Consider the following 26,614-nt stretch of genomic DNA (forward strand, 5'->3'; position numbering starts at 1 on the left):
AGACATTACAGAATAACTACGTTTCATCCGGAGTACCTTCGGTATCCGTAATGATTTGATACAGCTCTTCATCGCTCTGGGCTGCACGTAAACGGCGGCAGATAGTTTTGTCCGCCAGACGTTTCGCGACCAGCGAAAGAGTGTGCAGGTGCGTTTTGGTTTGGTCTGCGGGTACCAACAGGGCAAAAAGTAAGTCTACCGGCTGGTTATCGATGGCATCAAAAGCAATGGGTGTTTCTAGCTGAACGAAAACGCCAACCGCGCGTAGGGTATCTTCTTCCAGTTTGCCGTGCGGAATGGCAATGCCATTACCAATACCGGTACTGCCCATTTTTTCCCGCGTCAGAATAGCTTCAAAAACCACCTGCGGTGGCAGGCTAAGTTGTTTTGCCGCCAGTTCGCTGATGATTTCCAGGGCGCGTTTTTTGCTCTGACAGTGGACGCGGCTTCGCGTACATTCCCTGTTAAGAACACTGCTAAGCTGTAGAGTTGTATCATTATTTGTCATAATTTCACCTAAGAATCTGCCCACTCAAACAGTGGGGCAGATTCGGAGCATTAACCGTACAAATGGCCTGTTGTGCCATACAACAGGCCGCCATGCACTTGCTAATTGCCCGGACAATTAGTGTTGTTTCAATTTATCTTTATGCTTGGTTAGCTGACGTGCCAACTTATCAATTAAGCCATCAATGGCGGCGTACATGTCCTGACCTTCCGCGCTGGCATGAATTTCGCCACCGTTAACATGCAGTGTTGCATCTGAAGTGTGGGTGACTTTCTCCACTTTCAGAACAACATAAACCTGGTTGATTCGGTCAAAATATTGCTCAAGTTTGGCAAACTTTGAGGTGACAAATTCGCGCAGGGCCTCGGTGATCTCGACGTTATTTCCGGTAATGTTGAGCTGCATAGTGTCTTCCTTATCGGTTGGGTCAAACGAGCTGTTTACGCTGGTTTGACGGCGGAATGGATAAAGACTCTCGGTACTTCGCAACAGTGCGGCGTGCCACCATGATACCTTGTTCTGACAACAAAGAGGTTAACTTGCTGTCGCTCAACGGTTTCGCTGGGTTTTCCGCCGCGATTAATTTCTTCACCAGTGCACGAATCGCCGTGGAAGAGGCCTCGCCACCCCCTTCGGTATTGACGTGACTGGAAAAGAAATACTTCAGTTCAAAAATGCCTCGTGGACTATGCAGGTACTTTTGCGTGGTCACGCGAGATATCGTCGATTCATGCATCTCGACGGCTTGGGCGATATCAGCCAGCACCATCGGTTTCATATATTCTTCGCCTTGCTCAAAGAAGGCTTGCTGTTGTTCAACAATACAGCGACTGACGCGCAGCAGCGTATCGTTACGGCTTTCCAGGCTCTTAATCAACCATTTAGCATCCTGCAGATTGCTGCGGATAAACTGACTGTCGCCATCGTTACGTGCGTTATTGCACATTGAGGCGTAATGCTGGTTGATTTGCAGACGTGGAATACTGTCGCTGTTCAGTTCAACCGTCCACTGGCCGTTATGCTTACGCACCAGCACATCAGGGATGACATATTCCGGTTCACCGGTCTGGATCGACTGGCCGGGGCGTGGATCGAGTGACTGGATCAGATTGACGGCTTCTTTCAGCACATCTTCTTTCAGACGCGTGACGCGCATTAATGAGCGAAAGTCGTGATTGGCCAGCAGATCGAGATGATCGCTAATGATCAGTCGAGCTTCTTCCAGCCACGGCGTGGTTTTATCGAATTGGGAAAGTTGGATCAGCAGACAGTCACGCAGATCTTTCGCCGCCACACCGACCGGATCAAAACGCTGGATCCGTTTCAGGACTGCTTCAACTTCATCGATGTCGATCTCTTCATCGCCCATACTTTCGAGAATATCTTCCAGCGGGACGGTTAGATAACCGGTGTCATCAACGGCATCGACTATGGAGGTGGCGATAGCGCGGTCAGTGTCGGAAAACGGTGTCAGCTCGACCTGCCACATCAGATAATCCTGCAAGGTCTGCGTCGTTTCGCCCTGATAGACCGGCAGCTCATCGTCGATGTAGTCACCGCTGGTGCCTGATGGCGTACCGGCGGTGTAGATGGTATCCCAACTGGCATCGAGCGGCAGCTCTTCCGGCATCTCTTTTTGTTCGAGTGCGTCAGCGGTATCCAGCGTTTCGCTGTCTGGCGTTTCGTGAGTGTCGATTTCATCATGAGTGTCGATTTGCTCAAGCAATGGATTACTTTCCAGCGCCTGCTGTAGCTCCTGCTGAAGCTCCAGCGTGGACAACTGCAACAGACGAATCGCCTGTTGTAGCTGAGGCGTCATCGCCAGTTGTTGGCTAAGCCTGAGTTGCAAACCTTGCTTCATGTTCAGAATCGTACTCTCCTGCTAAAACGTCGCAAACTTCTACCCTATCAGAGTCTGAAGTCTTCCCCAAGGTATACACGCTTAACATGTTCATCTTGTAAGATTTCTGTCGGCGTGCCATGAGCGATTAAATGCCCCTGGCTGACGATATAAGCGCGTTCACAAACAGCCAGCGTTTCACGCACGTTATGGTCGGTGATAAGCACACCCAGGCCGCTGTCGCGCAGGTGTTCAATGATACGTTTGATGTCGATAACCGAGATCGGGTCAACCCCGGCAAATGGTTCATCGAGGAGGATAAATTTCGGATTCGCAGCCAGTGCGCGCGCAATTTCTACACGACGGCGTTCACCACCGGAGAGCGATTGCCCCATGCTGTCGCGTAAATGCTCAATGTGGAACTCTTCCATCAGCTCGTTCGCGCGATCTTCACGCTGTTCAGCGGATAAGTCGTCACGAATTTGCAGTACCGCCATCAGGTTATCGTAAACGCTGAGGCGACGGAAAATAGAGGCTTCCTGCGGCAAATAGCCGATACCGCGACGCGCACGCGCATGCAGCGGCAGAAGGCTGATATCGTCGTCATCAATAATAATGTTGCCCGCATCGCGCGGCACAATGCCAACGACCATGTAGAAAGTGGTCGTCTTACCGGCACCGTTTGGCCCCAGCAGACCGACAATCTCCCCGGAGTTGACGGTCAGGCTGACGTCTTCCACCACGCGGCGGCCTTTATAGGCTTTTGCAAGGTTCTTTGCAGTTAAAGTTGCCATAACGAATTAATTACCCTTCTTCTGCGCCGGGGTCTGGCCTTTGTTGTTTTTGTCCTGCAACTGTGACGGCACCAGAACGGTGGTCACACGCTTACCTTTGTCACTGAAAGCCTGCATTTTCTGCTCTTTCACCAGGTAAGTGATCTTATCGCCCTTAATATTGCTATCGACCTGCTGCAGATAAGCATTACCCGTCAGAACGACAAAATCTTTTGCCAGTTCGTAATGCATCTGGGAAGCATGGCCTTCGACTGGCTTACCGTTATCCTGCATTTGATAGAAGGTGGCCGGGTTACCGTAACCGTCGATCACTTCCTTGCCTTGTTCACCACCCGGACGGGTGACGACCACTTTATCGGCATTAATTTTAATGGTGCCTTGAGTCACAACGACATTACCGGTAAAGGTAACCACGTTGCCTTGCATATCAAGAGATTGCTGGTCCGACTCAATGTGGATCGGTTGGTCAGTATCTCCGGTAACGGCAAATGCCGGAATGCTGGCGGCCAGAAGTGAGCTGGCAAGCACAAGATTAAGGCTGAGTTTGTTTGTTTTGAATTTCATAGGATGTTCTAACCTTTTCAATCAGCTCGGCATTCTTGCTGCGTAAGTTGCCGCGCATTTTCAGACCGCTGGAGTTAAATGTTGTTCCGTATAACGTGACGAGGTCTTCAGAGGTAACATCCTGCGTCACCAGATTGATCTGCGCGTTATCCGTCGTGATTCTGCGAAGTTGAGAGTCCGGCACGAGTGCGTTGACTTCAACGTGTCCATATAAATAGAGCATCCGGTCATTGGTTAGCTTGGCTTTATCTGCTTTAACCGACCATGTCGGGATTTTATCCTTATCAAACGTGGTAAGTACGGGTTGCGTAAACCACGAAACGGCCTGATCGGAATAATATTCAACGTGTTGAGCAATCAATCGATAGCTTAGGGCTCCTTCTGGGTTATAGACGAGCGTGTCCGTATGCTCGCTTTTATAGGTGGGATCATTGTTGTTGACGACCACCTGGGCGGTATCGTCTTTCTCGGTCATGTTAACGCCGATCATCACCAGTACCGCCAGTGATAGCACAATGATAACCCAACGTCTGGCTTTACTCATATCGATTGCCCTTTGGCTTCATCCAGTTTGCCCTGCGCCAGAAGTAATAAGTCGCAAACTTCACGAACCGCGCCACGACCGCCAGCAATGCGCGTCACGTAATCAGCGCGCGGAATCAATAGCGGATGCGCATCGGCTACGGCCACGCTTAAGCCCACTTTTTCCATCACTGGCCAGTCGATAAGATCATCACCAACGTAAGCCACGTTTTCTGGCGCAATCGCCAGTTTTTCCAGCAGATCGCCAAAGGCGATAAGCTTGTTTGATTGCCCCTGATACAGATGGGTGATCCCTAACGTTGCACACCGATCTTCTACCAGTTTAGCCTTTCGTCCAGTAATGATGGCGACTTCAATATCAGAGGTGAGCGCACAGCGGATACCGTAACCGTCACGAACATTGAACGCTTTCAGCTCTTCGCCATTGTTACCCATATAAATCAGACCATCTGACAATACGCCATCAACGTCGAGGATCAGCAGACGAATGTTCTCTGCTTTTGCCATCACATTGGCGCTAACAGGGCCGTAACAGGTCGCAAGCGACGCACCTGCTTTACTCATTGTTGTTTATCCTTGAATCTTTACACTACGCCAGCACGCAATAAATCGTGCATATGTAACACACCGAGTAAGTGGTCGCCATCGGCAACCATTACGGAAGTGATATGGCGGGACTGCATTAAGTTCAGCGCCTCAACGGCCAGAATGCCAGGACGTACACGAATTCCCCCTGGCGTCATCACATCGGCAATACCTAACTGACGGACATCCACGCCCATATCGAAGACACGGCGTAAATCACCGTCGGTAAAGATGCCTTCAATCATCATATTGTCATCGCAAATGACGGTCATACCAAGATTTTTGCGGGTGACTTCCAGCAGCGCATCGCGCAGGCTGGCCGTTTTCTTGACATGCGGGATCTCGTCGCCCGTATGCATAATATCGCTGACGCGAAGCAGAAGTTTACGACCAAGTGCGCCGCCTGGATGCGAAAGTGCAAAATCTTCGGCGGTAAAGCCGCGCGCTTTCAACAAGGCGACGGCGAGCGCATCTCCCATGACCAGCGTCGCGGTAGTACTGCTGGTTGGTGCCAGCCCTAACGGACAAGCTTCTTTTGCTACTTTAACACACAGATGCACGTCTGCTGCGCGTGCCATGCTGCTCTCCGGACGACCGGTGATGCAAATTAACGGTACATGCAGGCGTTTGAGTACCGGGATTAAGGCCGTGATTTCGCTGGATTCACCTGAGTTAGAAATCGCAATGACCACGTCCTGCGGGGTGACCATGCCTAAATCGCCATGTGCGGCCTCACCGGGATGGACGAAAAATGACGGAGTACCGGTGCTTGCAAAGGTTGCTGCCATTTTGCGCCCAATGTGTCCCGATTTACCCATTCCCATGACCACGACTTTACCTTTACACCAGAACATCTTTTCACAGGCGAGCGTGAAATTCTGATTGATGTATTGATCAAGCTCTGCCAGGCATTCACGTTCAATCGCCAGGACTTCTTTACCTGCTTGCTGAAAGTCAAAACCCGGTTGCAACTCTACGTGCGACATAATGCGTTTCCAGTTATTCAACGAGTATTGGCGATAACCAGTACAACATCGCCAGCCATACGACAAATCCGCCTGTTAATAATACCCCAACACCACGGCCAGATTGCCGGGAGCGCCGCCAACATAGCAACGCAAAAATAATACTGACCAACAGCATCACGCTGCAGTCACGGCTGTACGCCAGTGAGTTAACCTCCCCGGGCGTTATCAGCGCGGGTAAACCCAGCACGATGACAATATTAAAAATGTTTGCGCCAATGATATTACCGACAGCAATGTCGTTTTCACCTTTGCGAAAACCTGCTATCGCGGTTGCCAGTTCCGGCAGACTAGTGCCGATAGCGATTGCCGTCAGACCAATAGTCAACTCGCTGATGGCAAAGTAATTCGCCAGTACGGTGGCGTTGTCAATCACCATCCGTGTTGCTACCGGCATGATAATCAATGCAATGCCGAGCCATAAAAACGCGACAGGTAAACCGCCTTCGCGCGGTAGCTCTGCAAGCTGTTCTCTGGTCAGGCTGTCAGTCCCCTGACGTTCTGCCTGACGTGCAAGTTTAACAATGAACAGCAGCCATAGCACAGCCAGAAAGAGGAGAAAGATACCATCGCTGCGACCAAGTTGTCCGTCATAGAGTACGGAACCGGCCACCACACTGACTAATAACATTAATGGTAATTCACGGCGCAGAACATCGGAATGTACGGTAAAAGGGCGCACCAGCGCAGCCAGACCGAGGATCAGTAAAATATTGATTATGTTTGAGCCGAGTGCTGTGCCGACGGCTAAATCTCGTTGTTCATGCAGCGACGCGGCAAGCGAAACGATTATTTCTGGAAGTGACGTACCAATACTGACTACGGTCATGCCGATGATCAGCGGTGGGATGCCAAAAGTGCGGCAAAGAATTGAGGCGGCAAATACCAGACGGTCGGCACTGTAAACGACCAAAAGTAAACCAACAATTAACAGTGCCGTAGCTAAAAGCATCTAACGTCCTTTCTTCAGGTATACTCGCCGGTCCGCTGAAGATTTTCAGAAAGCCGTAATGAATTCTTAATTTTGACTTTATGCGGCTAAAAAGTAAAACAAATGCCAGCTTTCGCTAACCGCGGCGGGTAATATTCTGTAAATATGTTGGGTTCAAGGTTAAATTGAGCGCCATGCTTAGAAAATCAACGCAAGACAAAGGGTGAATTATGGAGCAGTCTGTGGCGAATTTAGTCGATATGCGCGATGTCAGTTTTACGCGTGGCAATCGCTGCATCTTCGATAATATTTCCCTGACCGTGCCGCGAGGGAAGATCACGGCGATTATGGGGCCATCAGGCATCGGTAAAACGACGCTACTCCGTCTGATTGGTGGGCAAATCGCGCCAGATCACGGCGAGATCCTTTTTGATGGTGAGAATATTCCGGCGATGTCTCGTTCGCGCCTGTATACCGTGCGTAAACGGATGAGCATGTTGTTTCAGTCCGGCGCGCTGTTCACCGATATGAACGTTTTTGACAACGTCGCCTATCCACTGCGCGAGCATACCCACCTTCCCGTGCCGTTGCTGCATAGCACGGTGATGATGAAGCTGGAAGCCGTTGGGCTGCGCGGAGCGGCCAAACTAATGCCATCGGAGCTTTCAGGCGGGATGGCGCGTCGTGCGGCGCTGGCGCGTGCAATTGCGCTGGAGCCGGATCTCATCATGTTTGATGAGCCGTTTGTTGGGCAAGATCCCATCACTATGGGCGTCCTGGTGAAGCTGATTTCCGAGCTGAACAGCGCGCTGGGCGTAACCTGTGTGGTGGTTTCTCACGATGTGCCGGAAGTCTTAAGTATTGCTGATCACGCCTGGATCCTGGCAGACAAAAAGATTGTCGCTCACGGTAGCGCCCAGGCGTTGCAGGCGAATCCTGATCCTCGCGTACGTCAGTTTCTGGACGGGATTGCTGACGGACCAGTTCCGTTCCGCTATCCTGCCGGCGATTATCACGCTGATCTTTTACCAGGGAGTTAAGCCACTCATGCTGTTAAATGCGCTGGCGTCGCTCGGACATAAAGGGATTAAAACCCTGAGAACGTTCGGGCGGGCCGGGTTAATGTTATTCAATGCGCTGGTCGGCAAACCGGAATTTCGCAAACATGCGCCGCTGTTGGTGCGTCAGCTCTATAATGTCGGCGTCCTGTCGATGCTGATTATTGTGGTTTCTGGCGTGTTCATCGGAATGGTGCTGGGTCTGCAAGGTTATCTGGTACTGACCACTTATAGTGCGGAAACCAGTCTGGGGATGCTGGTGGCCTTGTCGCTGCTGCGCGAACTGGGGCCGGTGGTCGCAGCACTGCTGTTTGCCGGACGTGCCGGTTCGGCGTTAACTGCGGAAATCGGTTTGATGCGCGCCACAGAGCAGCTCTCCAGCATGGAGATGATGGCCGTGGATCCACTGCGCCGCGTCATTTCCCCACGTTTCTGGGCTGGGGTAATTTCACTACCGCTGCTGACGATAATTTTCGTCGCCGTGGGGATCTGGGGCGGATCGCTGGTTGGCGTCAGTTGGAAAGGCATTGATAGTGGGTTCTTCTGGTCGGCAATGCAAAACGCCGTCGACTGGCGTATGGATCTGGTCAACTGTCTGATTAAGAGCGTGGTGTTCGCTATTACGGTGACGTGGATTTCGCTGTTTAACGGTTATGACGCCATCCCGACCTCTGCCGGGATTAGCCGGGCAACCACTCGTACCGTTGTCCACTCGTCTCTGGCCGTACTGGGGCTGGATTTTGTGCTGACCGCATTGATGTTTGGGAATTGAGTTCATGCAAACGAAAAAAAATGAAATTTGGGTGGGTATCTTTTTATTAGCAGCACTGCTGGCGGCGCTGTTTGTTTGCCTGAAGGCGGCAAACGTGACGTCAATGCGAACTGAACCGACCTACACGCTTTATGCGACGTTCGATAATATCGGTGGCCTGAAAGCGCGTTCTCCGGTCAGTATTGGTGGTGTTGTCGTCGGCCGGGTTGCAGATATTACGCTGGACCCGAAAACCTATCTACCGCGCGTGACGCTGGAAATTGAACAACGTTATAACCACATTCCTGATACCAGTTCATTGAGCATTCGTACTTCCGGTTTGCTTGGGGAACAATATCTGGCATTAAACGTCGGTTTTGAAGACCCGGAACTGGGGACTGCTATTCTGAAAGAGGGGGATACGATTCAGGACACCAAATCTGCGATGGTTCTGGAAGATCTCATTGGTCAGTTCCTTTACGGCAGTAAAGGTGATGACAATAAGAATAGTGGCGATGCGCCAGCCGCTGTGCCAGGTAATAATGAAACCACTGAACCTGTGGGTACAACGAAATAATTTCAGGAGAACCGACGCATGTTTAAACGTTTAATGATGGTCGCTTTGCTAATGATTGCACCTCTGAGTGCGGCAACCGCGGCAGATCAGACCAATCCGTATAAGCTGATGGACGAGGCGGCACAGAAAACGTTCGATCGCCTGAAGAATGAACAATCGCAAATTCGGGCTAATCCTGATTACCTGCGTACCATCGTCGATCAGGAACTGCTTCCATACGTACAGATAAAATACGCCGGTGCGCTGGTACTGGGTCAGTACTACAAAAGCGCGACCCCAGCCCAGCGTGAAGCCTACTTTGCCGCTTTCCATGAGTATCTGAAGCAGGCTTACGGTCAGGCGCTGGCGATGTATCACGGTCAGACCTATCAGATTGCGCCAGAACAGCCGTTGGGTGATAAAACCATTGTGCCTATCCGCGTCACCATTATTGACCCGAATGGCCGTCCACCGGTACGTCTCGATTTCCAGTGGCGTAAAAACTCTCAGACTGGCAAGTGGCAGGCTTATGACATGATTGCCGAAGGCGTCAGCATGATCACCACGAAACAAAATGAGTGGGGGACTTTACTGCGTACGAAAGGCATCGATGGTCTGACCGCACAACTGAAGTCTATTTCTCAACAGAAAATCACCCTGGAAGAGAAAAAATAATGAGCGAGTCACTGAGCTGGACGCAGACGGGTGACACCCTGGTATTGACCGGAGAGCTGGATCAGGACGTTCTGCTGCCGCTTTGGGAAATGCGTGACGAAGCGGTGAGGGGGATTACCCGCATCGATCTTAGTCGAGTGTCCCGCGTTGATACGGGTGGACTGGCGTTGCTGCTCCATCTGATCGATCTGGCGAAAAAGCAAGGCAACAGCGTGACGCTTCAGGGGGTAAACGACAAGGTGTATACCCTGGCAAAATTGTATAATTTGCCGTCTGATGTTCTGCCTCGTTAATTTTTTTCAGGCTGGATAAGGCGTTACCCGCCAGTCCGGCAAACCTACCAGTAAGTCGAGCCTTGTCTGATTAAACAGCAAGGCTTTTTGCTTATTTATGACAGCGCAACTTTGCTCTAAGATGTTTCGCTGGTTTATTAACTGATGAATGAAGATCCCATGGAAAATAATGAAATTCAGAGCGTGCTGATGAACGCTCTTTCCCTCCAGGAAGTCCACGTTTCCGGCGATGGCAGCCACTTTCAGGTTATTGCCGTGGGTGAGATGTTTGATGGCATGAGCCGGGTTAAAAAACAGCAGACGGTTTACGGTCCACTGATGGAATATATTGCGGATAACCGCATTCATGCTGTGTCGATCAAAGCGTATACCCCTGCGGAGTGGGCGCGTGATCGCAAACTGAACGGCTTTTGAGCTATGGGCGATACGCCGGTAGCGGATATGAATTGTTAACTGAGAACATACTAAATGGATAAATTTCGTGTTCAGGGGCCAACGAAGCTCCAGGGCGAAGTCACAATTTCCGGCGCTAAAAATGCTGCTCTGCCTATCCTTTTCGCTGCACTGCTGGCGGAAGAACCGGTGGAGATCCAGAACGTCCCGAAACTGAAAGACGTCGATACATCAATGAAGCTGCTTAGCCAGCTTGGCGCCAAAGTAGAACGTAATGGTTCTGTGCGTATCGATGCCCGTGACGTTAATGTCTTCTGCGCGCCTTACGATCTGGTTAAAACCATGCGTGCCTCTATCTGGGCGCTTGGGCCGCTGGTGGCTCGTTTTGGTCAGGGGCAGGTTTCTTTGCCTGGTGGTTGTACGATTGGTGCTCGTCCGGTTGATTTACATATTTCCGGCCTTGAGCAATTAGGCGCGACCATCAAACTGGAAGAAGGTTACGTTAAAGCTTCCGTCGATGGCCGTCTGAAAGGCGCGCACATCGTGATGGATAAAGTCAGTGTTGGTGCAACCGTGACCATTATGTGTGCTGCAACCCTGGCGGAAGGCACCACGATTATTGAAAACGCGGCACGTGAACCGGAAATCGTCGATACCGCGAACTTCCTGGTTACGCTGGGCGCGAAAATTAGCGGCCAGGGTACCGATCGTATTGTTATCGAAGGGGTAGAACGTTTAGGTGGCGGCGTTTACCGCGTCCTGCCGGATCGAATTGAAACCGGTACTTTCCTGGTTGCTGCGGCGATCTCTCGTGGAAAAATCATCTGCCGTAACGCCCAGCCAGATACCCTTGACGCTGTGCTGGCGAAACTGCGTGACGCTGGGGCGGACATTGAAGTGGGTGAAGACTGGATTAGCCTGGATATGCACGGCAAACGTCCGAAGGCCGTTAACGTACGTACTGCGCCGCATCCGGCGTTCCCGACCGATATGCAGGCCCAGTTCACGCTGCTGAACCTGGTGGCAGAAGGAACGGGATTCATCACCGAAACGGTCTTTGAAAACCGCTTTATGCACGTACCTGAGCTGAGTCGTATGGGGGCGCATGCTGAAATTGAAAGCAATACCGTTATTTGTCACGGTGTTGAAAAACTTTCCGGCGCACAGGTAATGGCAACCGATCTGCGTGCTTCAGCAAGTCTGGTGCTGGCTGGCTGCATTGCAGAAGGTACTACGGTTGTTGATCGTATTTATCATATCGATCGTGGCTATGAGCGCATTGAAGACAAACTTCGCGCGCTTGGTGCTAACATTGAGCGTGTGAAAGGCGAGTAATCGTCCGATAGCTGGCAGCCCCGTTCGCGGGGCTACCGCCAGGCTACTCATTTTTGCGGTTTGGTGTAGCTGCGCATCAACTGCGATCTGTCGATAAACTCATGGGTCAGCGGGTCATGATAGCGTGATGGCCAGATAACCCAGGGATCAGTTCCTAATGCTTTTGCAATAATCATCTCTCCTTTCGGCCAGGGACGCGATAATGCATTCGCCAGTGTCGAGGAACTCAAACCATTTCTGCGAGATTCCGCCGCCATTGACGTTCCTCTTTTCCGCAAACCCGCAATGATATCGGCGGGATGCCAGTCAATAAAATTATTCTCCATCTTTCCTCACTCCTTAAGTTAGTCGCTTACTTTCAGAACATGCACTCCGGGTAACGCCACTATACTCCTGATGGCGCATTGTTCTAAAAAGTTCCTGTAAGGAGTGTGAATATTCAGAATATATTAAGATAAGTTATCTGTATTTCAGACAATTTTGCGATTGATTGAGAGTTTTTTGGAGTTTATTAGAATTATCCCGCGCAGTACGCGGGATAACAGGAAGGGATTAACGATCGCGTTGAACAGCGATGTGTGCGAGGCCGATTAACGCCTCTCGCCATGGGGTATCCGGCAACACTTGCAATGCAGCAATGGCTTTGTCTGCTTCTTCTTCCGCACGCTGACGTGTCCATTCCAGAGAGCCGCAAGCGTTCATTGCTTCCAGAACCGGTTCCAGAAGATGTCGACCGTTCCCTTGTTCGATGGCGGAACGGATCATCTGTGCCTGTTCTGGTGTGCCATGATGCATCGCATGCAGCAGCGGCAGCGTCGGTTTACCTTCGTTCAGATCATCACCGACATTTTTGCCCAACTGTTCGCCATCGGCATTGTAATCGAGCAAATCGTCGATCAGCTGGAAAGCCGTGCCGAGGTAACGACCATAATCTTGCAGGCCTTTTTCCTCTTCCGGCGTACAGCCTGCCAGAATACCGGAACACTGAGCCGCAGCCTCGAACAGACGTGCGGTTTTGCTGTAAATAACGCGCATGTAGTTCTCTTCGGTGATGTCCGGATCATTAACGTTCATCAGTTGCAAAACTTCACCTTCCGCGATGACGTTTACAGCCTCTGACATCACTTCCAGCACTTTGAGCGAGCCGAGGCTGGTCATCATCTGGAACGCACGGGTATAAATAAAATCGCCTACCAGCACGCTGGCAGCGTTACCAAAAGCGGCGTTGGCGGTAGCTTTACCTCGGCGCATATCTGATTCATCCACAACGTCGTCGTGTAGCAGGGTCGCCGTGTGGATAAACTCAATTAGGGCAGCAATGGTGACATGTGCATTCCCCTCATAGCCAACAGCTCGTGCAGCCAGTACAGCAATCATCGGACGAATACGTTTACCGCCGCCGCTGACGATGTAATAGCCTAACTGATTGATCAGTTGGACGTCGGAATTAAGCTGCTCGAGAATTGCTGCATTAACACCCGCCATATCTTGCGCGGTTAACTCATTGATTTTTTCTAAATTCATCGCAAAAGCCGGGCTTTTCGCCCCGATTACCTTACTGTGAACAGAGGCAACTTAGGGTTTATGGTTAGGAATATAGAGTGATTGTACTGAAAAAATGGCACAGATAAACGTTACCGTACAAGTTGTGTTTTTTTTCTTCGTGTATTGACTGTAGCACTTGTCAAAGGCGTGCGTTTTGCGTAATATTCGCGCCCTATTGTGAATATTTATAGCGCACTCTGAATCATTGAAAAGGTGTGCGCGGAAGCGGAGTTTTATATGTACGCGGTTTTCCAAAGTGGTGGTAAACAACACCGAGTAAGCGAAGGTCAGACCGTTCGCCTGGAAAAGCTGGACATCGCAACTGGCGAAACTGTTGAGTTCGCTGAAGTGCTGATGATCGCAAACGGTGAAGAAGTCAAAATCGGCGTTCCTTTCGTTGATGGCGGCGTAATCAAAGCTGAAGTTGTTGCTCACGGTCGTGGCGAGAAAGTTAAAATCGTTAAGTTTCGCCGTCGTAAACACTATCGTAAGCAGCAGGGCCATCGTCAGTGGTTCACTGATGTGAAAATTACTGGCATCAGCGCCTAAGACCTGAGGAGAGATTTCAAATGGCACATAAAAAGGCTGGCGGCTCCACACGTAACGGTCGCGATTCAGAAGCTAAACGCCTGGGCGTTAAGCGTTTCGGTGGCGAATCCGTTCTGGCGGGTAGCATCATCGTTCGTCAACGTGGTACCAAATTCCACGCTGGCGCTAACGTAGGTTGCGGTCGTGACCACACTCTGTTTGCTAAAGCAGACGGTAAAGTGAAATTCGAAGTTAAAGGCCCGAAAAACCGTAAATTTATCAGCATCGAAGCTGAATAAGTTTTTCGCGTCCCGGTAACGGATGAAAGCCCCGCAACACGTTGCGGGGCTTTTTACATTCGATAACCGGTAAAATGCGCATGGTGCGGCGTTAATCCGCAAATGCGCTTTGCAGGGAATACGGTATGAAGCAGCAGGCAGGCATTGGCATTCTTTTGGCGCTCACCACAGCAATTTGCTGGGGGGCGTTGCCAATCGCAATGAAGCAGGTGCTGGAGGTGATGGAGCCTCCGACAATCGTGTTTTACCGTTTCTTGATGGCGAGTATTGGTCTTGGTGCCATTCTTGCACTGAAGAAGAGGTTGCCGCCATTACGCGTGTTTCGTAAGCCACGCTGGTTGATTTTGTTGGCAGTGGCGACCGCTGGGCTGTTTGGGAACTTCATCCTGTTCAGTTCATCCTTGCAATACCTGAGCCCGACCGCTTCGCAGGTGATTGGGCAACTCTCGCCGGTTGGCATGATGGTTGCCAGCGTATTTATCCTGAAAGAGAAAATGCGCAGCACTCAGGTTGTAGGGGCATTGATGCTCCTGAGCGGCCTGGTGATGTTTTTTAATACCAGTCTGGTCGAGATATTTACAAAGCTCACCGATTATACCTGGGGAGTTATCTTTGGGGTCGGTGCGGCGACGGTCTGGGTGAGTTATGGCGTGGCGCAAAAGGTTTTATTGCGTCGGCTGGCCTCACCGCAGATTCTGTTTTTACTGTACACTTTATGTACAATTGCGCTCTTCCCTCTGGCAAAGCCAGGGGTGATAGCGCAGCTTAGCCACTGGCAGCTCGCATGTTTAATTTTTTGCGGACTGAATACCTTGGTAGGATATGGCGCCCTGGCGGAAGCGATGGCTCGCTGGCAGGCAGCGCAGGTGAGCGCGATCATCACGCTCACCCCACTGTTTACGCTGTTTTTTTCAGATCTTTTATCACTGGCCTGGCCCGATTTCTTCGCCAGACCGATGTTAAACCTTTTAGGTTATCTCGGTGCGTTTGTCGTGGTTGCGGGCGCGATGTATTCCGCCATTGGTCATCGTATTTGGGGCGGATTACGTAAGCATACAACGGTGGTATCGCAACCCCGCGCAGGCGAATGATTTACGGAGAATAAAATGAAGTTTGTTGATGAAGCATCGATTCTGGTCGTTGCAGGTGATGGCGGTAATGGTTGCGTGAGCTTCCGCCGCGAAAAATATATTCCGAAAGGCGGCCCGGATGGCGGCGACGGCGGTGACGGTGGTGACGTATGGATGGAAGCCGACGAGAACCTGAACACGCTTATCGATTATCGTTTTGAAAAATCTTTCCGTGCAGAGCGCGGTCAGAACGGCGCAAGCCGCGATTGTACCGGTAAGCGCGGTAAAGACGTGACGATTAAAGTGCCGGTAGGTACGCGTGTAATCGACCAGGGTACCGGTGAAACCATGGGCGATATGACCAAACACGGTCAGCGTCTGCTGGTTGCCAAGGGCGGCTGGCACGGTCTGGGCAATACCCGTTTCAAATCGTCCGTTAACCGTACACCACGGCAGAAAACCAACGGTACGCCGGGCGATAAGCGCGAGCTGCTGCTGGAGCTGATGCTGCTGGCTGATGTCGGTATGCTGGGGATGCCAAATGCCGGTAAATCGACATTTATCCGCGCTGTCTCGGCGGCTAAACCGAAAGTAGCGGACTATCCGTTTACCACTCTGGTGCCAAGCCTGGGCGTGGTACGTATGGACAACGAGAAGAGCTTCGTTGTTGCTGATATCCCGGGGTTGATTGAAGGCGCTGCGGAAGGCGCAGGTCTGGGCATTCGCTTCCTGAAGCACCTGGAACGTTGCCGCGTCCTGTTGCACCTCATCGATATCGATCCGATTGACGGCACCGATCCGGTTGAAAACGCGCGTATTATTATCAGCGAGCTGGAAAAATACAGCCAGGATCTGGCGGCGAAACCACGCTGGTTAGTCTTCAACAAGATCGACCTGCTGGATAAAGCAGAAGCTGAAGAGAAAGCGAAAGCGATCGCTGAGGCGCTGGGCTGGGAAGATAAATATTATCTGATCTCTGCGGCGAGCGGACTGGGCGTGAAAGATCTCTGCTGGGATGTGATGACCTTTATCATTGAAAACCCGGTCGTGCAGGCAGAAGAAGCGAAACAGCCTGAGAAAGTCGAATTCATGTGGGATGATTATCACCGTCAGCAGCTTGAAGAGATTGCTGAAGAGGATGATGAAGACTGGGATGACGACTGGGACGAAGACGACGAAGAAGGCGTTGAGTTCATTTACAAGCGTTAATCAGCAAAACCCCGGCCATGTGCCGGGGTTTCTTTTTGACTAATTGTTCTGGTAAATATCTTTATACAAACGGCTTTCAAAACGTACCAACGGAATACGGCGATTACGCTGATCCGCGGGTTCTACTGCATAACCAGAAAGATATTGTACGAACGCCATTCGTTGCCCGCTTGCTGTGGTGATGAATCCTGCCAGGTTATACACGCCCTGCAACGAACCTGTTTTCGCTGAAACTTTACCATCTACGCCCGCTTGATGCAGACCTGCACGGTACTGCAACGAACCATCGTAGCCTGCTAAAGGTAGCATTGAGATAAAGTTAAGCTCATTGTCGTGTTGGGCAATGTATTGCAGCACCTGCATCATGGTGGCTGGTGCAATCAGGTTATGCCGTGAAAGCCCCGAACCATCTGCAATAATCGTGTTGCCAATATCCACACCCGCCTGCTTACGCAGGATCTGACGCACGGCGTCCGACCCGGCCCGCCATGTCCCCGGGACATTAAAGCGCGCATGACCAATCATGCGAAAGACGGTATCGGCGATCATGTTGTCGGACTTTTTCAGCATAATCTTAAGCAGATCGTGCAAAGGGGCCGACTGTTTACTGGCTACCACCGTTCCTGGGTCGTTAACCTGCGTTTGTCGCAGTAGCGTGCCGGAATAGGTAATGCCTGCCTGTTTTAACTCATCTTTCAGAATCGCTCCGGCGTAGCTGGCGCCATCCTGTACGGCAAAAGCCAACGGTAGCGGCTCTGAACGTTGTGGTAGGCATCCGGTTAACGTAAAGCGGTTAAGGTCGCCTGGCACCACATCCAGCTCGCAATATTGCGCTTCGGCTGAACCTCGGGGGAGAGTGCGTACCTGGCTGAACATAGTTACAGGGTAATAAGAGGCCACGCGAACAAAGGCCATATCACCGGGTTTTTGGGCACTGTAGAGCGAGACGGAAAAGCAATTGCGGTCAACAATGGCGGCGGCAGGCGGGGCGCTAAAGCATTGTGTCATATCGTTCCAGGGCCAGCCGGGGGCTTTATCGTGACTGGCAAAAATGGACGTGTCTATGAACACATTGCCATCGATTTGGGAGACGCCTGATTTTTTCAGGGTCGCCACCATATTACGAATATCCTGACGTTTTAGCGTCGGATCGGCACCAAATCGCGCCACTAAGTCACCCTTGAGTACGCCGTTCTCCACATTGCCTTTGGTTTCAAGTGTAGTGGTGAAACGAAAATCGGGGCCAAGTTGAATCAACGCCGCCAGCGCAGTGATCACCTTCTGCGTACTGGCGGGCAGCGCCATTTGCTGACTATGATAATCAATAGCGGGGGCAGACGCGCCGACTTTTTGCACCATCAGGGCAAGGTTGGCGCCAGCGGGGAGTTGAGTAATGTACTCATCAACATTCGCGGCCTGAACACTGAACGCTATACAGCTGGTCAATCCGATGATAAATCTGGAAAATCGCATAATCTCGCGCTAACAACCTGGAATCGAGCCGTCATACTACGGCGCAACGCCCTATAAAGTAAACGATGACCCTTCGGGAACTTCAGGGTAAAATGACTATCAAAATGTGAATTATTGCTGGCCTGGGACCTGTTCCCGGGTCGGTATTTTTTTGCTTCTGGCCCCGACGAGGAGTTGTGCCGGGCATGCCGAACAGCCGGGGCGAGTGGAGACTCTCCCCATCAGGAATATTCAAGAGGTATAACAAATGCAAGCTATTCCGATGACCTTACGCGGCGCTGAAAAATTACGCGAAGAGCTGGATTTTCTGAAATCTGTGCGCCGTCCTGAAATCATTGCTGCTATCGCGGAAGCGCGTGAGCATGGCGACCTGAAAGAGAACGCCGAATACCACGCTGCGCGTGAGCAGCAGGGTTTTTGCGAAGGCCGTATCAAAGATATCGAAGCCAAGCTGTCGAACGCGCAGGTAATTGATGTCACCAAAATGCCAAACAATGGTCGCGTGATTTTTGGCGCTACCGTGACGGTTTTGAATCTGGATTCTGATGAAGAACAGACCTATCGCATCGTAGGCGATGACGAAGCTGACTTTAAACAGAACCTGATTTCTGTAAACTCGCCTATCGCTCGTGGACTGATTGGCAAAGAAGAAGATGATGTAGTGGTCATCAAAACGCCGGGCGGCGATGTAGAATTTGAAGTAATTAAGGTGGAATACCTGTAAGAATTACCCAATACTCAAAATGTTGATGTATTGTAAAGAAAGGAAAAAGGCCGCTATGCGGCCTTTTATCAACGAACAGAGCGTGGCATTTTGCTCTCCTGCTTGCGGAAAATCCCTCGTTTTACACAGCAAATGTGTGTAACTTTAGGATAATCTTAGCGTGGCAGCGAGATTTTACGTTCTTTAGTTGGACGATAAAGCACCAGCGTTTTACCGATGACCTGTACATTACAGGCGCCGGTTTCGCGCACGATAGCTTCCACGATCAAGGTTTTAGTTTCGCGATCTTCAGTGGCGATTTTCACCTTGATGAGTTCATGGTGCTCTAACGCTTGTTCAATCTCGGCCAGCACCCCTTCGGTCAAACCATTACTGCCAAGCAGAACAACTGGCTTGAGCGGATGTGCCAGACCTTTCAGGTGCTGTTTTTGTTTAGTACTCAGATTCATCGTATTTTTTTGCTTACGTTGGGATTGAAAACGGGTCATTCTACCGCCATCTCCCATATATCGCCAAATAGGCGCGTAAAAATTTACGCAATTGGTTACGATGAGTTATCCCAATGGGAAAGTTAAATGACAGGTAAGAAGCGTTCTGCCAGCTCCAGTCGCTGGCTTCAGGAACACTTTAGCGATAAATATGTTCAACAGGCACAGAAAAAGGGGTTACGTTCCCGTGCCTGGTTTAAACTTGATGAAATACAGCAAAGTGACAAACTCTTTAAACCGGGAATGACGGTTGTCGACCTTGGTGCTGCGCCAGGTGGTTGGTCACAATATGTGGTCACCCAAATTGGCGGCAAAGGCCGTATCATCGCTTGCGATCTTTTACCTATGGATCCTATCGTTGGTGTGGACTTTCTTCAGGGCGATTTTCGTGATGAACTGGTGATGAAAGCACTGCTGGAGCGCGTAGGCGACAGCAAAGTCCAGGTTGTCATGTCCGATATGGCACCAAACATGAGCGGAACACCGGCGGTGGATATCCCCCGTGCCATGTATCTGGTGGAACTGGCGCTAGAAATGTGTCGTGATGTATTAGCGCCAGGTGGCAGTTTTGTAGTGAAGGTGTTCCAGGGCGAAGGTTTCGATGAGTATCTAAGGGAAATTCGCTCCCTGTTTACGAAGGTCAAAGTTCGTAAGCCGGACTCTTCTCGTGCACGTTCGCGGGAAGTGTATATTGTAGCGACCGGGCGTAAACCCTAACCGGGAGATTTCAGACGAAAGTTTGAAAGATGCTGGATATAGAGTATCCTGACGCTGTTTTTAACACAGTTGTAATAAGAGGTTAATCCCTTGAGTGACATGGCGAAAAACCTAATACTCTGGCTGGTCATTGCCGTTGTGCTGATGTCAGTATTCCAGAGCTTTGGGCCCAGCGAGTCTAATGGACGTAAGGTGGATTACTCTACCTTCCTACAAGAGGTCAATAACGACCAGGTTCGTGAAGCGCGTATCAACGGACGTGAAATCAACGTTACCAAGAAAGATAGTAACCGTTATACCACTTACATTCCGGTTCAGGATCCGAAGTTACTGGATAACCTGCTGACCAAGAACGTCAAGGTTGTCGGTGAACCGCCTGAAGAGCCAAGCCTGCTGGCTTCTATCTTCATCTCCTGGTTCCCGATGCTGTTGCTGATTGGTGTCTGGATCTTCTTTATGCGTCAAATGCAGGGCGGCGGTGGTAAAGGTGCCATGTCGTTCGGTAAGAGCAAAGCGCGCATGCTGACGGAAGATCAGATCAAAACGACCTTTGCTGACGTTGCGGGCTGCGACGAAGCAAAAGAAGAAGTTGCTGAACTGGTTGAGTATCTGCGCGAGCCAAGCCGCTTCCAGAAACTCGGCGGTAAGATCCCGAAAGGCGTCCTGATGGTCGGTCCTCCGGGTACCGGTAAAACGCTGCTGGCGAAAGCGATTGCAGGCGAAGCGAAAGTTCCGTTCTTTACTATCTCCGGTTCTGACTTCGTAGAAATGTTCGTCGGTGTGGGTGCATCCCGTGTTCGTGACATGTTCGAACAGGCGAAGAAAGCGGCACCGTGTATCATCTTTATCGATGAAATCGACGCCGTCGGCCGCCAACGTGGCGCAGGCCTGGGCGGTGGTCACGATGAACGTGAACAGACTCTGAACCAGATGCTGGTTGAGATGGATGGCTTCGAAGGTAACGAAGGTATCATCGTTATCGCCGCGACTAACCGTCCGGACGTTCTGGACCCGGCGCTGCTGCGTCCTGGCCGTTTCGACCGTCAGGTTGTGGTTGGCTTACCAGATGTTCGCGGTCGTGAGCAGATCCTGAAAGTTCACATGCGTCGCGTACCATTGGCACCCGATATCGACGCGGCAATCATTGCCCGTGGTACTCCTGGTTTCTCCGGTGCTGATCTGGCGAACCTGGTGAACGAAGCGGCACTGTTCGCTGCTCGTGGCAACAAACGCGTTGTGTCGATGGTTGAGTTCGAAAAAGCGAAAGACAAAATCATGATGGGTGCGGAACGTCGCTCCATGGTGATGACGGAAGCGCAGAAAGAATCGACTGCATACCACGAAGCAGGCCATGCGATTATCGGTCGCCTGGTGCCGGAACACGATCCGGTGCACAAAGTGACGATTATCCCGCGCGGACGTGCGTTGGGTGTGACTTTCTTCTTGCCTGAGGGCGACGCAATCAGCGCCAGCCGTCAGAAACTGGAAAGCCAGATTTCTACGCTGTACGGTGGTCGTCTGGCAGAAGAGATCATCTACGGGCCGGAACATGTTTCTACCGGTGCGTCCAACGATATTAAAGTTGCGACCAACCTGGCACGTAACATGGTGACTCAGTGGGGCTTCTCCGAAAAACTTGGTCCGCTGCTGTACGCGGAAGAAGAGGGTGAAGTGTTCCTCGGTCGTAGCGTGGCGAAAGCGAAACATATGTCCGATGAAACTGCGCGTATCATCGACCAGGAAGTGAAGTTACTGATTGAGCGTAACTACAATCGTGCGCGTCAGTTGTTGAACGACAACCTGGATATTCTGCATGCAATGAAAGATGCGCTCATGAAATATGAAACCATCGATGCACCGCAGATTGACGACCTGATGGCACGTCGAGATGTACGTCCGCCAGCGGGCTGGGAAGAACCTGGCGCTTCTAACAATTCTGGCGACAATGGTAGCCCAAAGGCTCCGCGTCCGGTTGATGAACCGCGTACGCCGAACCCGGGTAACACCATGTCAGAGCAGTTAGGCGACAAGTAAGTTCCCGCATCAGATGACTGTATTTGTACCGAAAACCCCGGGGCGTGCTCCGGGGTTTTTTCTTATCAATTCATACCAGGGATAACACCATGAAACTCTTTGCCCAGGGCACTTCACTGGACCTTAGCCATCCTCACGTAATGGGGATCCTCAACGTCACGCCTGATTCTTTCTCCGATGGCGGCACGCATAATTCGCTGATTGATGCGGTGAAACATGCGAATCTGATGATCAATGCTGGCGCAACGATCATTGACGTTGGCGGCGAGTCCACACGTCCAGGGGCTGCGGAAGTGAGCGTTGAAGAAGAGTTGCAACGTGTTATTCCTGTGGTTGAGGCAATTGCGCAACGCTTTGAAGTCTGGATCTCAGTGGATACATCCAAACCAGAAGTGATCCGTGAGTCAGCGAAAGCAGGCGCTCACATCATTAATGATATCCGCTCCCTTTCCGAACCCGGCGCCCTGGAAGCTGCTGCTGAAACTGGTTTGCCAGTTTGCCTGATGCATATGCAGGGAAACCCAAAGACCATGCAGGAAGCACCAAAGTATGACGATGTCTTTGCCGAGGTAAATCGCTACTTTGTTGAGCAAATAGCACGCTGCGAACAGGCTGGTATCGCAAAAGAGAAATTGTTGCTCGACCCCGGATTCGGTTTCGGTAAAAATCTCCATCACAACTATGCATTACTGGCGCGTCTGGCTGAATTTCATCATTTCAACCTGCCGCTGTTGGTGGGTATGTCACGAAAATCGATGATTGGACAGCTGTTGAACGTGGGGCCGTCCGAGCGCCTGAGCGGTAGTCTGGCCTGTGCGGTCATTGCCGCAATGCAAGGCGCGCACATTATTCGTGTTCATGACGTCAAAGAAACCGTAGAAGCGATGCGAGTGGTGGAAGCCACTCTGTCTGCAAAGGAAAACAAACGCTATGAGTAATCGTAAATATTTCGGTACCGATGGGATTCGTGGTCGTGTTGGGGATGCGCCGATCACGCCTGATTTTGTGCTTAAGCTGGGGTGGGCTGCGGGTAAAGTGCTGGCGCGCCACGGCTCCCGTAAGATTATTATTGGTAAAGACACCCGTATTTCTGGCTATATGCTGGAGTCGGCGCTGGAAGCGGGTCTGGCGGCTGCCGGTCTTTCCGCGCTCTTTACCGGTCCAATGCCAACACCGGCCGTGGCTTATCTGACGCGTACCTTCCGCGCCGAAGCTGGGATTGTAATTTCTGCATCACATAACCCATTCTATGATAACGGGATCAAATTCTTTTCTATTGACGGCACCAAGCTGCCGGATGCAGTTGAAGAAGCCATTGAAGCTGAAATGGAAAAAGAGATCAGCTGCGTTGATTCGGCAGAACTGGGTAAAGCCAGCCGTATCGTTGATGCTGCGGGCCGCTATATCGAGTTTTGCAAAGCCACGTTCCCGAACGAACTTAGCCTCAGTGAACTGAAGATTGTGGTGGATTGCGCAAACGGTGCGACTTATCACATCGCGCCGAACGTGCTGCGTGAACTGGGGGCGAACGTTATCGCTATCGGTTGTGAGCCGAACGGCGTAAACATCAATGCCGAAGTGGGCGCAACTGATGTTCGTGCGTTACAGGCGCGCGTACTGGCTGAAAAAGCAGATCTCGGTATCGCCTTTGACGGTGACGGCGACCGCGTGATTATGGTTGACCATGAAGGCAATAAAGTCGATGGCGATCAGATCATGTATATCATCGCGCGTGAAGGTCTTCGTCAGGGCCAGCTGCGTGGTGGCGCGGTGGGTACATTGATGAGCAACATGGGGCTGGAACTGGCGCTGAAACAGTTAGGTATTCCATTTGCTCGTGCGAAAGTGGGCGACCGCTACGTACTGGAAAAAATGCAGGAGAAAGGCTGGCGCATCGGTGCCGAGAACTCCGGTCATGTGATCCTGCTGGATAAAACCACTACCGGTGACGGCATCGTTGCTGGTTTGCAGGTGCTGGCGGCGATGGCGCGTAACCATATGAGCCTGCACGACCTTTGCAGCGGCATGAAAATGTTCCCGCAGATTCTGGTTAATGTGCGTTACACCGCAGGTAGCGGCGATCCGCTTGAGCATGAGTCAGTTAAAGCCGTGACCGCAGAGGTTGAAGCTGCACTGGGCAACCGTGGACGCGTGTTGCTGCGTAAATCTGGCACCGAGCCGTTAATTCGCGTGATGGTAGAAGGTGAAGACGAAGCGCAGGTAACCGAATTTGCGCATCGCATCGCTGACGCGGTAAAAGCCGTTTGATTCGATTGCTAACTGGCTAAAAAGGCGGCGCTTGTCGCCTTTGTTCTTCTTAAGCACATCGGTTTTGCTGTTTTTTTCCGCAGTTGATACAATGCGATAAAATTGCCCTTGCGAAGGTCATTCGCTTTGGTTAGTATTCACACCCGCTTCAGTGGGAAAGATTAAAAACTCCCGCTTTATTGGTTGAAGCACTGGTACGCGGCAACTCCGCAAGGAACAGGTTGATTATGTACGAAGCTCTTTTAGTAGTTTTCCTTATTGTAGCAATTGGTCTTGTAGGTCTGATCATGCTGCAGCAAGGTAAAGGCGCTGATATGGGAGCCTCCTTCGGAGCAGGCGCTTCCGCTACGCTGTTTGGTTCAAGTGGTTCTGGTAACTTCATGACCCGCATGACGGCGCTGCTGGCAACGTTATTCTTCATCATCAGTCTGGTGCTGGGTAACATCAACAGCAACAAAACCAATAAAGGTAGCGAATGGGAAAACCTGAGTGCGCCGGCGAAAACCGAACAAACTCAGCCAGCTGCTCCGGCTAAGCCGACCAGCGATATCCCGAACTAAAAAGTAGTATCCGTGCCGAGGTGGTGGAATTGGTAGACACGCTACCTTGAGGTGGTAGTGCCCAATAGGGCTTACGGGTTCAAGTCCCGTCCTCGGTACCAAATTCCAGAAAAGAGACGCTGAAAAGCGTCTTTTTTCGTTTTAATGACCCGTCCTGAATGTCATCAACTTGACCAATTTCCGTAGTCTTTCGAACGTCAAACGAATCGGCGCAATAGTTCGTTCAGCTTCAGTTTTGCATGCGACAAGCGATATTAATCAACTCATGACATTGGCCAGCTTTGCTGGAACAGACATCTAAATCGTTATGCGCGATCACATTATATTGGTCGTAAAAAAGGCCGCATCGGCGGCCTTTAGCATGAAAGCTCTGAGATTACTTAACTTTATTTTCCAGATTCTCCACCTGCGGCACGCCCGAAGAGGCGGAGGAGGAGAGCAGTCCAGTTTTGGCATAACCGAACAGCTTCTCGCGGGTATCGGTAATATCCAGGTTACGCATGGTCAGTTGACCAATACGATCTTCAGCCGTAAACATAGAGTCGCCTTTCTCCATGGTCAAACGCTCTGCTTTATAGGTCAGGTTGTCAGAGACGGTATTGAGGATCGAGTAGTCGTTCCCGCGACGCAGTTCCAGCGTCACTTCACCAGTGATCTGGCTGGCAACCCAGCGTTGCAGAGAGTCCCGCAGCATCAGCGCCTGGGAGTCAAACCAACGCCCCTGGTACAGCAGACGGCCCAACTGACGACCATGTGCATGATACTGCTCAATGGTGTCTTCGTTGTGAATACCGGTCAACAGACGTTCATAAGCGATATGTAGCAGTGCCATCCCCGGAGCCTCGTAAATACCACGGCTTTTCGCTTCGATGATACGGTTTTCAATCTGGTCGCTCATGCCCAGGCCGTGACGACCGCCGATACGGTTAGCTTCCAGCATCATTTCTACGTCGTCGCTAAAGGTTTTACCGTTCAGCGCCACTGGATGACCTTGCTCAAAGCGTACTGTGACTTCTTCTGCCGGGATCTTCACGCTCTCATCCCAGAACTTCACGCCCATAATCGGGTTGACGATTTTGACGCTGGAGTTGAGGTATTCCAGATCCTTCGCTTCATGCGTTGCACCAAGCATGTTGGAGTCCGTGGAGTAGGCTTTTTCGACAGACATTTTGTAGTCGAAACCGCAGGCAATCATAAATTCAGACATTTCATGACGGCCGCCCAGTTCATCAATAAAGTCAGTATCAAGCCACGGTTTGTAAATCTGCAGTTCAGCATTGGTCAGCAGACCGTAACGATAGAAACGTTCGATATCGTTTCCTTTATAGGTGCTGCCGTCACCCCAGATATTCACGCCATCTTCTTTCATGGCAGCAACCAGCATGGTGCCGGTCACGGCGCGGCCCAGCGGCGTCGTGTTGAAATAGGTCAGGCCGCCAGTAGTGTTATGGAAAGCGCCACACTGAATAGCGGCAATACCTTCGGCGACCAACTGCTTGCGGCAGTCGATCAGACGAGCGTTCTCCGCGCCGTATTCCATGGCACGACGAGGGATCGCATCATAATCCTCTTCGTCTGGCTGGCCCAGGTTTGCAGTATATGCATAAGGAACCGCTCCCTTTTTTCGCATCCACAGCAGTGCGGCACTGGTGTCCAGACCGCCAGAAAAAGCGATACCAATACGTTGACCTACCGGGAGATGCTTGAGAATCGTCGTCATAAAATAACACCCTGCTTAATTAACTGATGATGAGCCTGGATTTCCGCTCTAACTGAATTTTTATGCAAAATAAATGAGTTTTCATTTAATCATCTTTTATCGGAGACAGGAAGAGTTTAGTGTGTTTT

General features: G+C 51.1%; 31 protein-coding genes and 1 tRNA gene. 18 read left to right on the forward strand and 14 right to left on the reverse strand.

The features are described 5' to 3' along the window. Positions 1 to 16: 16 nt before the first annotated feature. The 9 genes from ptsN to AACS80_RS07715 all read right to left on the reverse strand — a co-directional run bounded on the left by ptsN (position 17) and on the right by AACS80_RS07715 (position 6,811). Entirely contained in the window at positions 17 to 508 is a 492-nt protein-coding gene (gene ptsN, locus AACS80_RS07675; protein WP_000183677.1) for a PTS IIA-like nitrogen regulatory protein PtsN, read from the reverse strand. A gap of 117 nt (positions 509 to 625) precedes the next feature. Then, positions 626 to 913 carry a ribosome hibernation promoting factor gene (gene hpf, locus AACS80_RS07680; protein ID WP_001176602.1) on the reverse strand — a complete coding sequence of 96 codons (288 nt, stop codon included), beginning with the start codon at positions 911 to 913 and terminating at the stop codon, positions 626 to 628. A 22-nt stretch (positions 914 to 935) separates the two neighbouring features. Then, positions 936 to 2,369: an RNA polymerase factor sigma-54 gene (gene rpoN / locus AACS80_RS07685; protein WP_105281056.1), complete on the reverse strand. Its 1,434-nt coding sequence runs from the start codon at positions 2,367 to 2,369 to the stop codon at positions 936 to 938. A 47-nt stretch (positions 2,370 to 2,416) separates the two neighbouring features. Next, complete coding sequence (lptB, locus tag AACS80_RS07690) at positions 2,417 to 3,142, reverse strand: LPS export ABC transporter ATP-binding protein (RefSeq protein ID WP_000224099.1); 726 nt, start codon at positions 3,140 to 3,142, stop codon at positions 2,417 to 2,419. Between the two features lie 6 nt (positions 3,143 to 3,148). Beyond that, entirely contained in the window at positions 3,149 to 3,706 is a 558-nt protein-coding gene (lptA, locus tag AACS80_RS07695; RefSeq protein ID WP_064529517.1) for a lipopolysaccharide ABC transporter substrate-binding protein LptA, read from the reverse strand. Next, positions 3,675 to 4,250, reverse strand: coding sequence for an LPS export ABC transporter periplasmic protein LptC (gene lptC, locus AACS80_RS07700; RefSeq protein ID WP_064529518.1), 576 nt, complete (start codon positions 4,248 to 4,250; stop codon positions 3,675 to 3,677). Before lptC ends, lptA begins: the two co-directional genes overlap by 32 nt. Continuing rightward, a complete protein-coding gene (gene kdsC / locus AACS80_RS07705) occupies positions 4,247 to 4,813 on the reverse strand; it encodes a 3-deoxy-manno-octulosonate-8-phosphatase KdsC (protein ID WP_130204570.1) in 567 nt (188 codons plus the stop codon). Before kdsC ends, lptC begins: the two co-directional genes overlap by 4 nt. A gap of 20 nt (positions 4,814 to 4,833) precedes the next feature. Beyond that, complete coding sequence (gene kdsD, locus AACS80_RS07710; protein WP_130204572.1) at positions 4,834 to 5,820, reverse strand: arabinose-5-phosphate isomerase KdsD; 987 nt, start codon at positions 5,818 to 5,820, stop codon at positions 4,834 to 4,836. A 13-nt stretch (positions 5,821 to 5,833) separates the two neighbouring features. Continuing rightward, entirely contained in the window at positions 5,834 to 6,811 is a 978-nt protein-coding gene (locus tag AACS80_RS07715; RefSeq protein ID WP_138183735.1) for a calcium/sodium antiporter, read from the reverse strand. Positions 6,812 to 7,020: 209 nt separating this feature from the next. On the opposite strand from AACS80_RS07715, the gene mlaF reads away from it, so the two are divergent. The 7 genes from mlaF to murA all read left to right on the forward strand — a co-directional run bounded on the left by mlaF (position 7,021) and on the right by murA (position 11,851). Then, positions 7,021 to 7,830, forward strand: coding sequence for a phospholipid ABC transporter ATP-binding protein MlaF (gene mlaF, locus AACS80_RS07720; protein ID WP_130204576.1), 810 nt, complete (start codon positions 7,021 to 7,023; stop codon positions 7,828 to 7,830). Positions 7,831 to 7,837: 7 nt separating this feature from the next. Further along, positions 7,838 to 8,620, forward strand: a complete 783-nt coding sequence (gene mlaE / locus AACS80_RS07725) for a lipid asymmetry maintenance ABC transporter permease subunit MlaE (protein ID WP_000925792.1) — start codon at positions 7,838 to 7,840, stop codon at positions 8,618 to 8,620. Between the two features lie 4 nt (positions 8,621 to 8,624). Beyond that, positions 8,625 to 9,176, forward strand: a complete 552-nt coding sequence (mlaD, locus tag AACS80_RS07730) for an outer membrane lipid asymmetry maintenance protein MlaD (RefSeq protein WP_130204578.1) — start codon at positions 8,625 to 8,627, stop codon at positions 9,174 to 9,176. 18 nt (positions 9,177 to 9,194) lie between these two features. Further along, positions 9,195 to 9,830, forward strand: a complete 636-nt coding sequence (mlaC, locus tag AACS80_RS07735) for a phospholipid-binding protein MlaC (protein ID WP_130204580.1) — start codon at positions 9,195 to 9,197, stop codon at positions 9,828 to 9,830. Continuing rightward, a complete protein-coding gene (mlaB, locus tag AACS80_RS07740; protein ID WP_130260171.1) occupies positions 9,830 to 10,123 on the forward strand; it encodes a lipid asymmetry maintenance protein MlaB in 294 nt (97 codons plus the stop codon). The genes mlaC and mlaB overlap by 1 nt, the downstream gene beginning before the upstream one ends. 159 nt (positions 10,124 to 10,282) lie before the next feature. Further along, positions 10,283 to 10,537, forward strand: a complete 255-nt coding sequence (gene ibaG, locus AACS80_RS07745) for a BolA family iron metabolism protein IbaG (RefSeq protein ID WP_010379217.1) — start codon at positions 10,283 to 10,285, stop codon at positions 10,535 to 10,537. 54 nt (positions 10,538 to 10,591) lie between these two features. Further along, complete coding sequence (gene murA / locus AACS80_RS07750) at positions 10,592 to 11,851, forward strand: UDP-N-acetylglucosamine 1-carboxyvinyltransferase (RefSeq protein WP_130204584.1); 1,260 nt, start codon at positions 10,592 to 10,594, stop codon at positions 11,849 to 11,851. Positions 11,852 to 11,898: 47 nt separating this feature from the next. Here murA and sfsB read toward each other — a convergent pair whose 3' ends face one another. Next, positions 11,899 to 12,177 carry a DNA-binding transcriptional regulator SfsB gene (gene sfsB / locus AACS80_RS07755; RefSeq protein WP_064529526.1) on the reverse strand — a complete coding sequence of 93 codons (279 nt, stop codon included), beginning with the start codon at positions 12,175 to 12,177 and terminating at the stop codon, positions 11,899 to 11,901. Positions 12,178 to 12,403: 226 nt separating this feature from the next. Then, positions 12,404 to 13,375, reverse strand: coding sequence for an octaprenyl diphosphate synthase (gene ispB, locus AACS80_RS07760; RefSeq protein WP_130204586.1), 972 nt, complete (start codon positions 13,373 to 13,375; stop codon positions 12,404 to 12,406). A gap of 258 nt (positions 13,376 to 13,633) precedes the next feature. Between ispB and rplU the strand changes: the two genes are divergently transcribed. The 4 genes from rplU to cgtA all read left to right on the forward strand — a co-directional run bounded on the left by rplU (position 13,634) and on the right by cgtA (position 16,502). After that, positions 13,634 to 13,945, forward strand: coding sequence for a 50S ribosomal protein L21 (rplU, locus tag AACS80_RS07765; protein ID WP_000271401.1), 312 nt, complete (start codon positions 13,634 to 13,636; stop codon positions 13,943 to 13,945). 20 nt (positions 13,946 to 13,965) lie between these two features. Beyond that, positions 13,966 to 14,223: a 50S ribosomal protein L27 gene (gene rpmA / locus AACS80_RS07770; RefSeq protein ID WP_000940595.1), complete on the forward strand. Its 258-nt coding sequence runs from the start codon at positions 13,966 to 13,968 to the stop codon at positions 14,221 to 14,223. Positions 14,224 to 14,348: 125 nt separating this feature from the next. Beyond that, a complete protein-coding gene (locus AACS80_RS07775) occupies positions 14,349 to 15,314 on the forward strand; it encodes a DMT family transporter (protein ID WP_130204588.1) in 966 nt (321 codons plus the stop codon). A 15-nt stretch (positions 15,315 to 15,329) separates the two neighbouring features. After that, positions 15,330 to 16,502: an Obg family GTPase CgtA gene (gene cgtA / locus AACS80_RS07780; RefSeq protein ID WP_000673561.1), complete on the forward strand. Its 1,173-nt coding sequence runs from the start codon at positions 15,330 to 15,332 to the stop codon at positions 16,500 to 16,502. A gap of 39 nt (positions 16,503 to 16,541) precedes the next feature. On the opposite strand, the gene dacB is transcribed toward cgtA, so the two are convergent. After that, positions 16,542 to 17,975 (reverse strand): serine-type D-Ala-D-Ala carboxypeptidase, encoded by a 1,434-nt coding sequence (gene dacB / locus AACS80_RS07785; protein ID WP_130204590.1) that lies wholly within the window; start codon positions 17,973 to 17,975, stop codon positions 16,542 to 16,544. A gap of 247 nt (positions 17,976 to 18,222) precedes the next feature. Here dacB and greA point away from each other — a divergent pair, with 247 nt between their 5' ends. Next, positions 18,223 to 18,699 carry a transcription elongation factor GreA gene (greA, locus tag AACS80_RS07790; RefSeq protein ID WP_064529530.1) on the forward strand — a complete coding sequence of 159 codons (477 nt, stop codon included), beginning with the start codon at positions 18,223 to 18,225 and terminating at the stop codon, positions 18,697 to 18,699. A 155-nt stretch (positions 18,700 to 18,854) separates the two neighbouring features. Here the strand turns inward: greA and yhbY are convergent, their stop codons facing one another. Next, complete coding sequence (yhbY, locus tag AACS80_RS07795) at positions 18,855 to 19,148, reverse strand: ribosome assembly RNA-binding protein YhbY (RefSeq protein WP_001054420.1); 294 nt, start codon at positions 19,146 to 19,148, stop codon at positions 18,855 to 18,857. 126 nt (positions 19,149 to 19,274) lie between these two features. Here yhbY and rlmE point away from each other — a divergent pair, with 126 nt between their 5' ends. The 6 genes from rlmE to AACS80_RS07825 all read left to right on the forward strand — a co-directional run bounded on the left by rlmE (position 19,275) and on the right by AACS80_RS07825 (position 24,867). Beyond that, entirely contained in the window at positions 19,275 to 19,904 is a 630-nt protein-coding gene (gene rlmE, locus AACS80_RS07800) for a 23S rRNA (uridine(2552)-2'-O)-methyltransferase RlmE (RefSeq protein ID WP_000145975.1), read from the forward strand. A 99-nt stretch (positions 19,905 to 20,003) separates the two neighbouring features. Next, positions 20,004 to 21,938: an ATP-dependent zinc metalloprotease FtsH gene (ftsH, locus tag AACS80_RS07805; protein ID WP_064529531.1), complete on the forward strand. Its 1,935-nt coding sequence runs from the start codon at positions 20,004 to 20,006 to the stop codon at positions 21,936 to 21,938. A gap of 89 nt (positions 21,939 to 22,027) precedes the next feature. Continuing rightward, positions 22,028 to 22,876 carry a dihydropteroate synthase gene (gene folP / locus AACS80_RS07810; protein ID WP_115204343.1) on the forward strand — a complete coding sequence of 283 codons (849 nt, stop codon included), beginning with the start codon at positions 22,028 to 22,030 and terminating at the stop codon, positions 22,874 to 22,876. Further along, positions 22,869 to 24,206 (forward strand): phosphoglucosamine mutase, encoded by a 1,338-nt coding sequence (gene glmM, locus AACS80_RS07815; RefSeq protein WP_000071134.1) that lies wholly within the window; start codon positions 22,869 to 22,871, stop codon positions 24,204 to 24,206. Before folP ends, glmM begins: the two co-directional genes overlap by 8 nt. Before the next feature lie 227 nt (positions 24,207 to 24,433). Further along, positions 24,434 to 24,766, forward strand: coding sequence for a preprotein translocase subunit SecG (gene secG, locus AACS80_RS07820; RefSeq protein WP_001295556.1), 333 nt, complete (start codon positions 24,434 to 24,436; stop codon positions 24,764 to 24,766). A gap of 14 nt (positions 24,767 to 24,780) precedes the next feature. Then, a tRNA-Leu gene (locus AACS80_RS07825) sits at positions 24,781 to 24,867 on the forward strand. A 275-nt stretch (positions 24,868 to 25,142) separates the two neighbouring features. On the opposite strand, the gene argG is transcribed toward AACS80_RS07825, so the two are convergent. Then, complete coding sequence (gene argG, locus AACS80_RS07830) at positions 25,143 to 26,486, reverse strand: argininosuccinate synthase (RefSeq protein WP_130204596.1); 1,344 nt, start codon at positions 26,484 to 26,486, stop codon at positions 25,143 to 25,145. Between the last annotated feature and the right edge of the window lie 128 nt (positions 26,487 to 26,614).

The organism is Escherichia sp. E4385 (genome assembly GCF_963883145.1).
GTDB lineage: Bacteria > Pseudomonadota > Gammaproteobacteria > Enterobacterales > Enterobacteriaceae > Escherichia.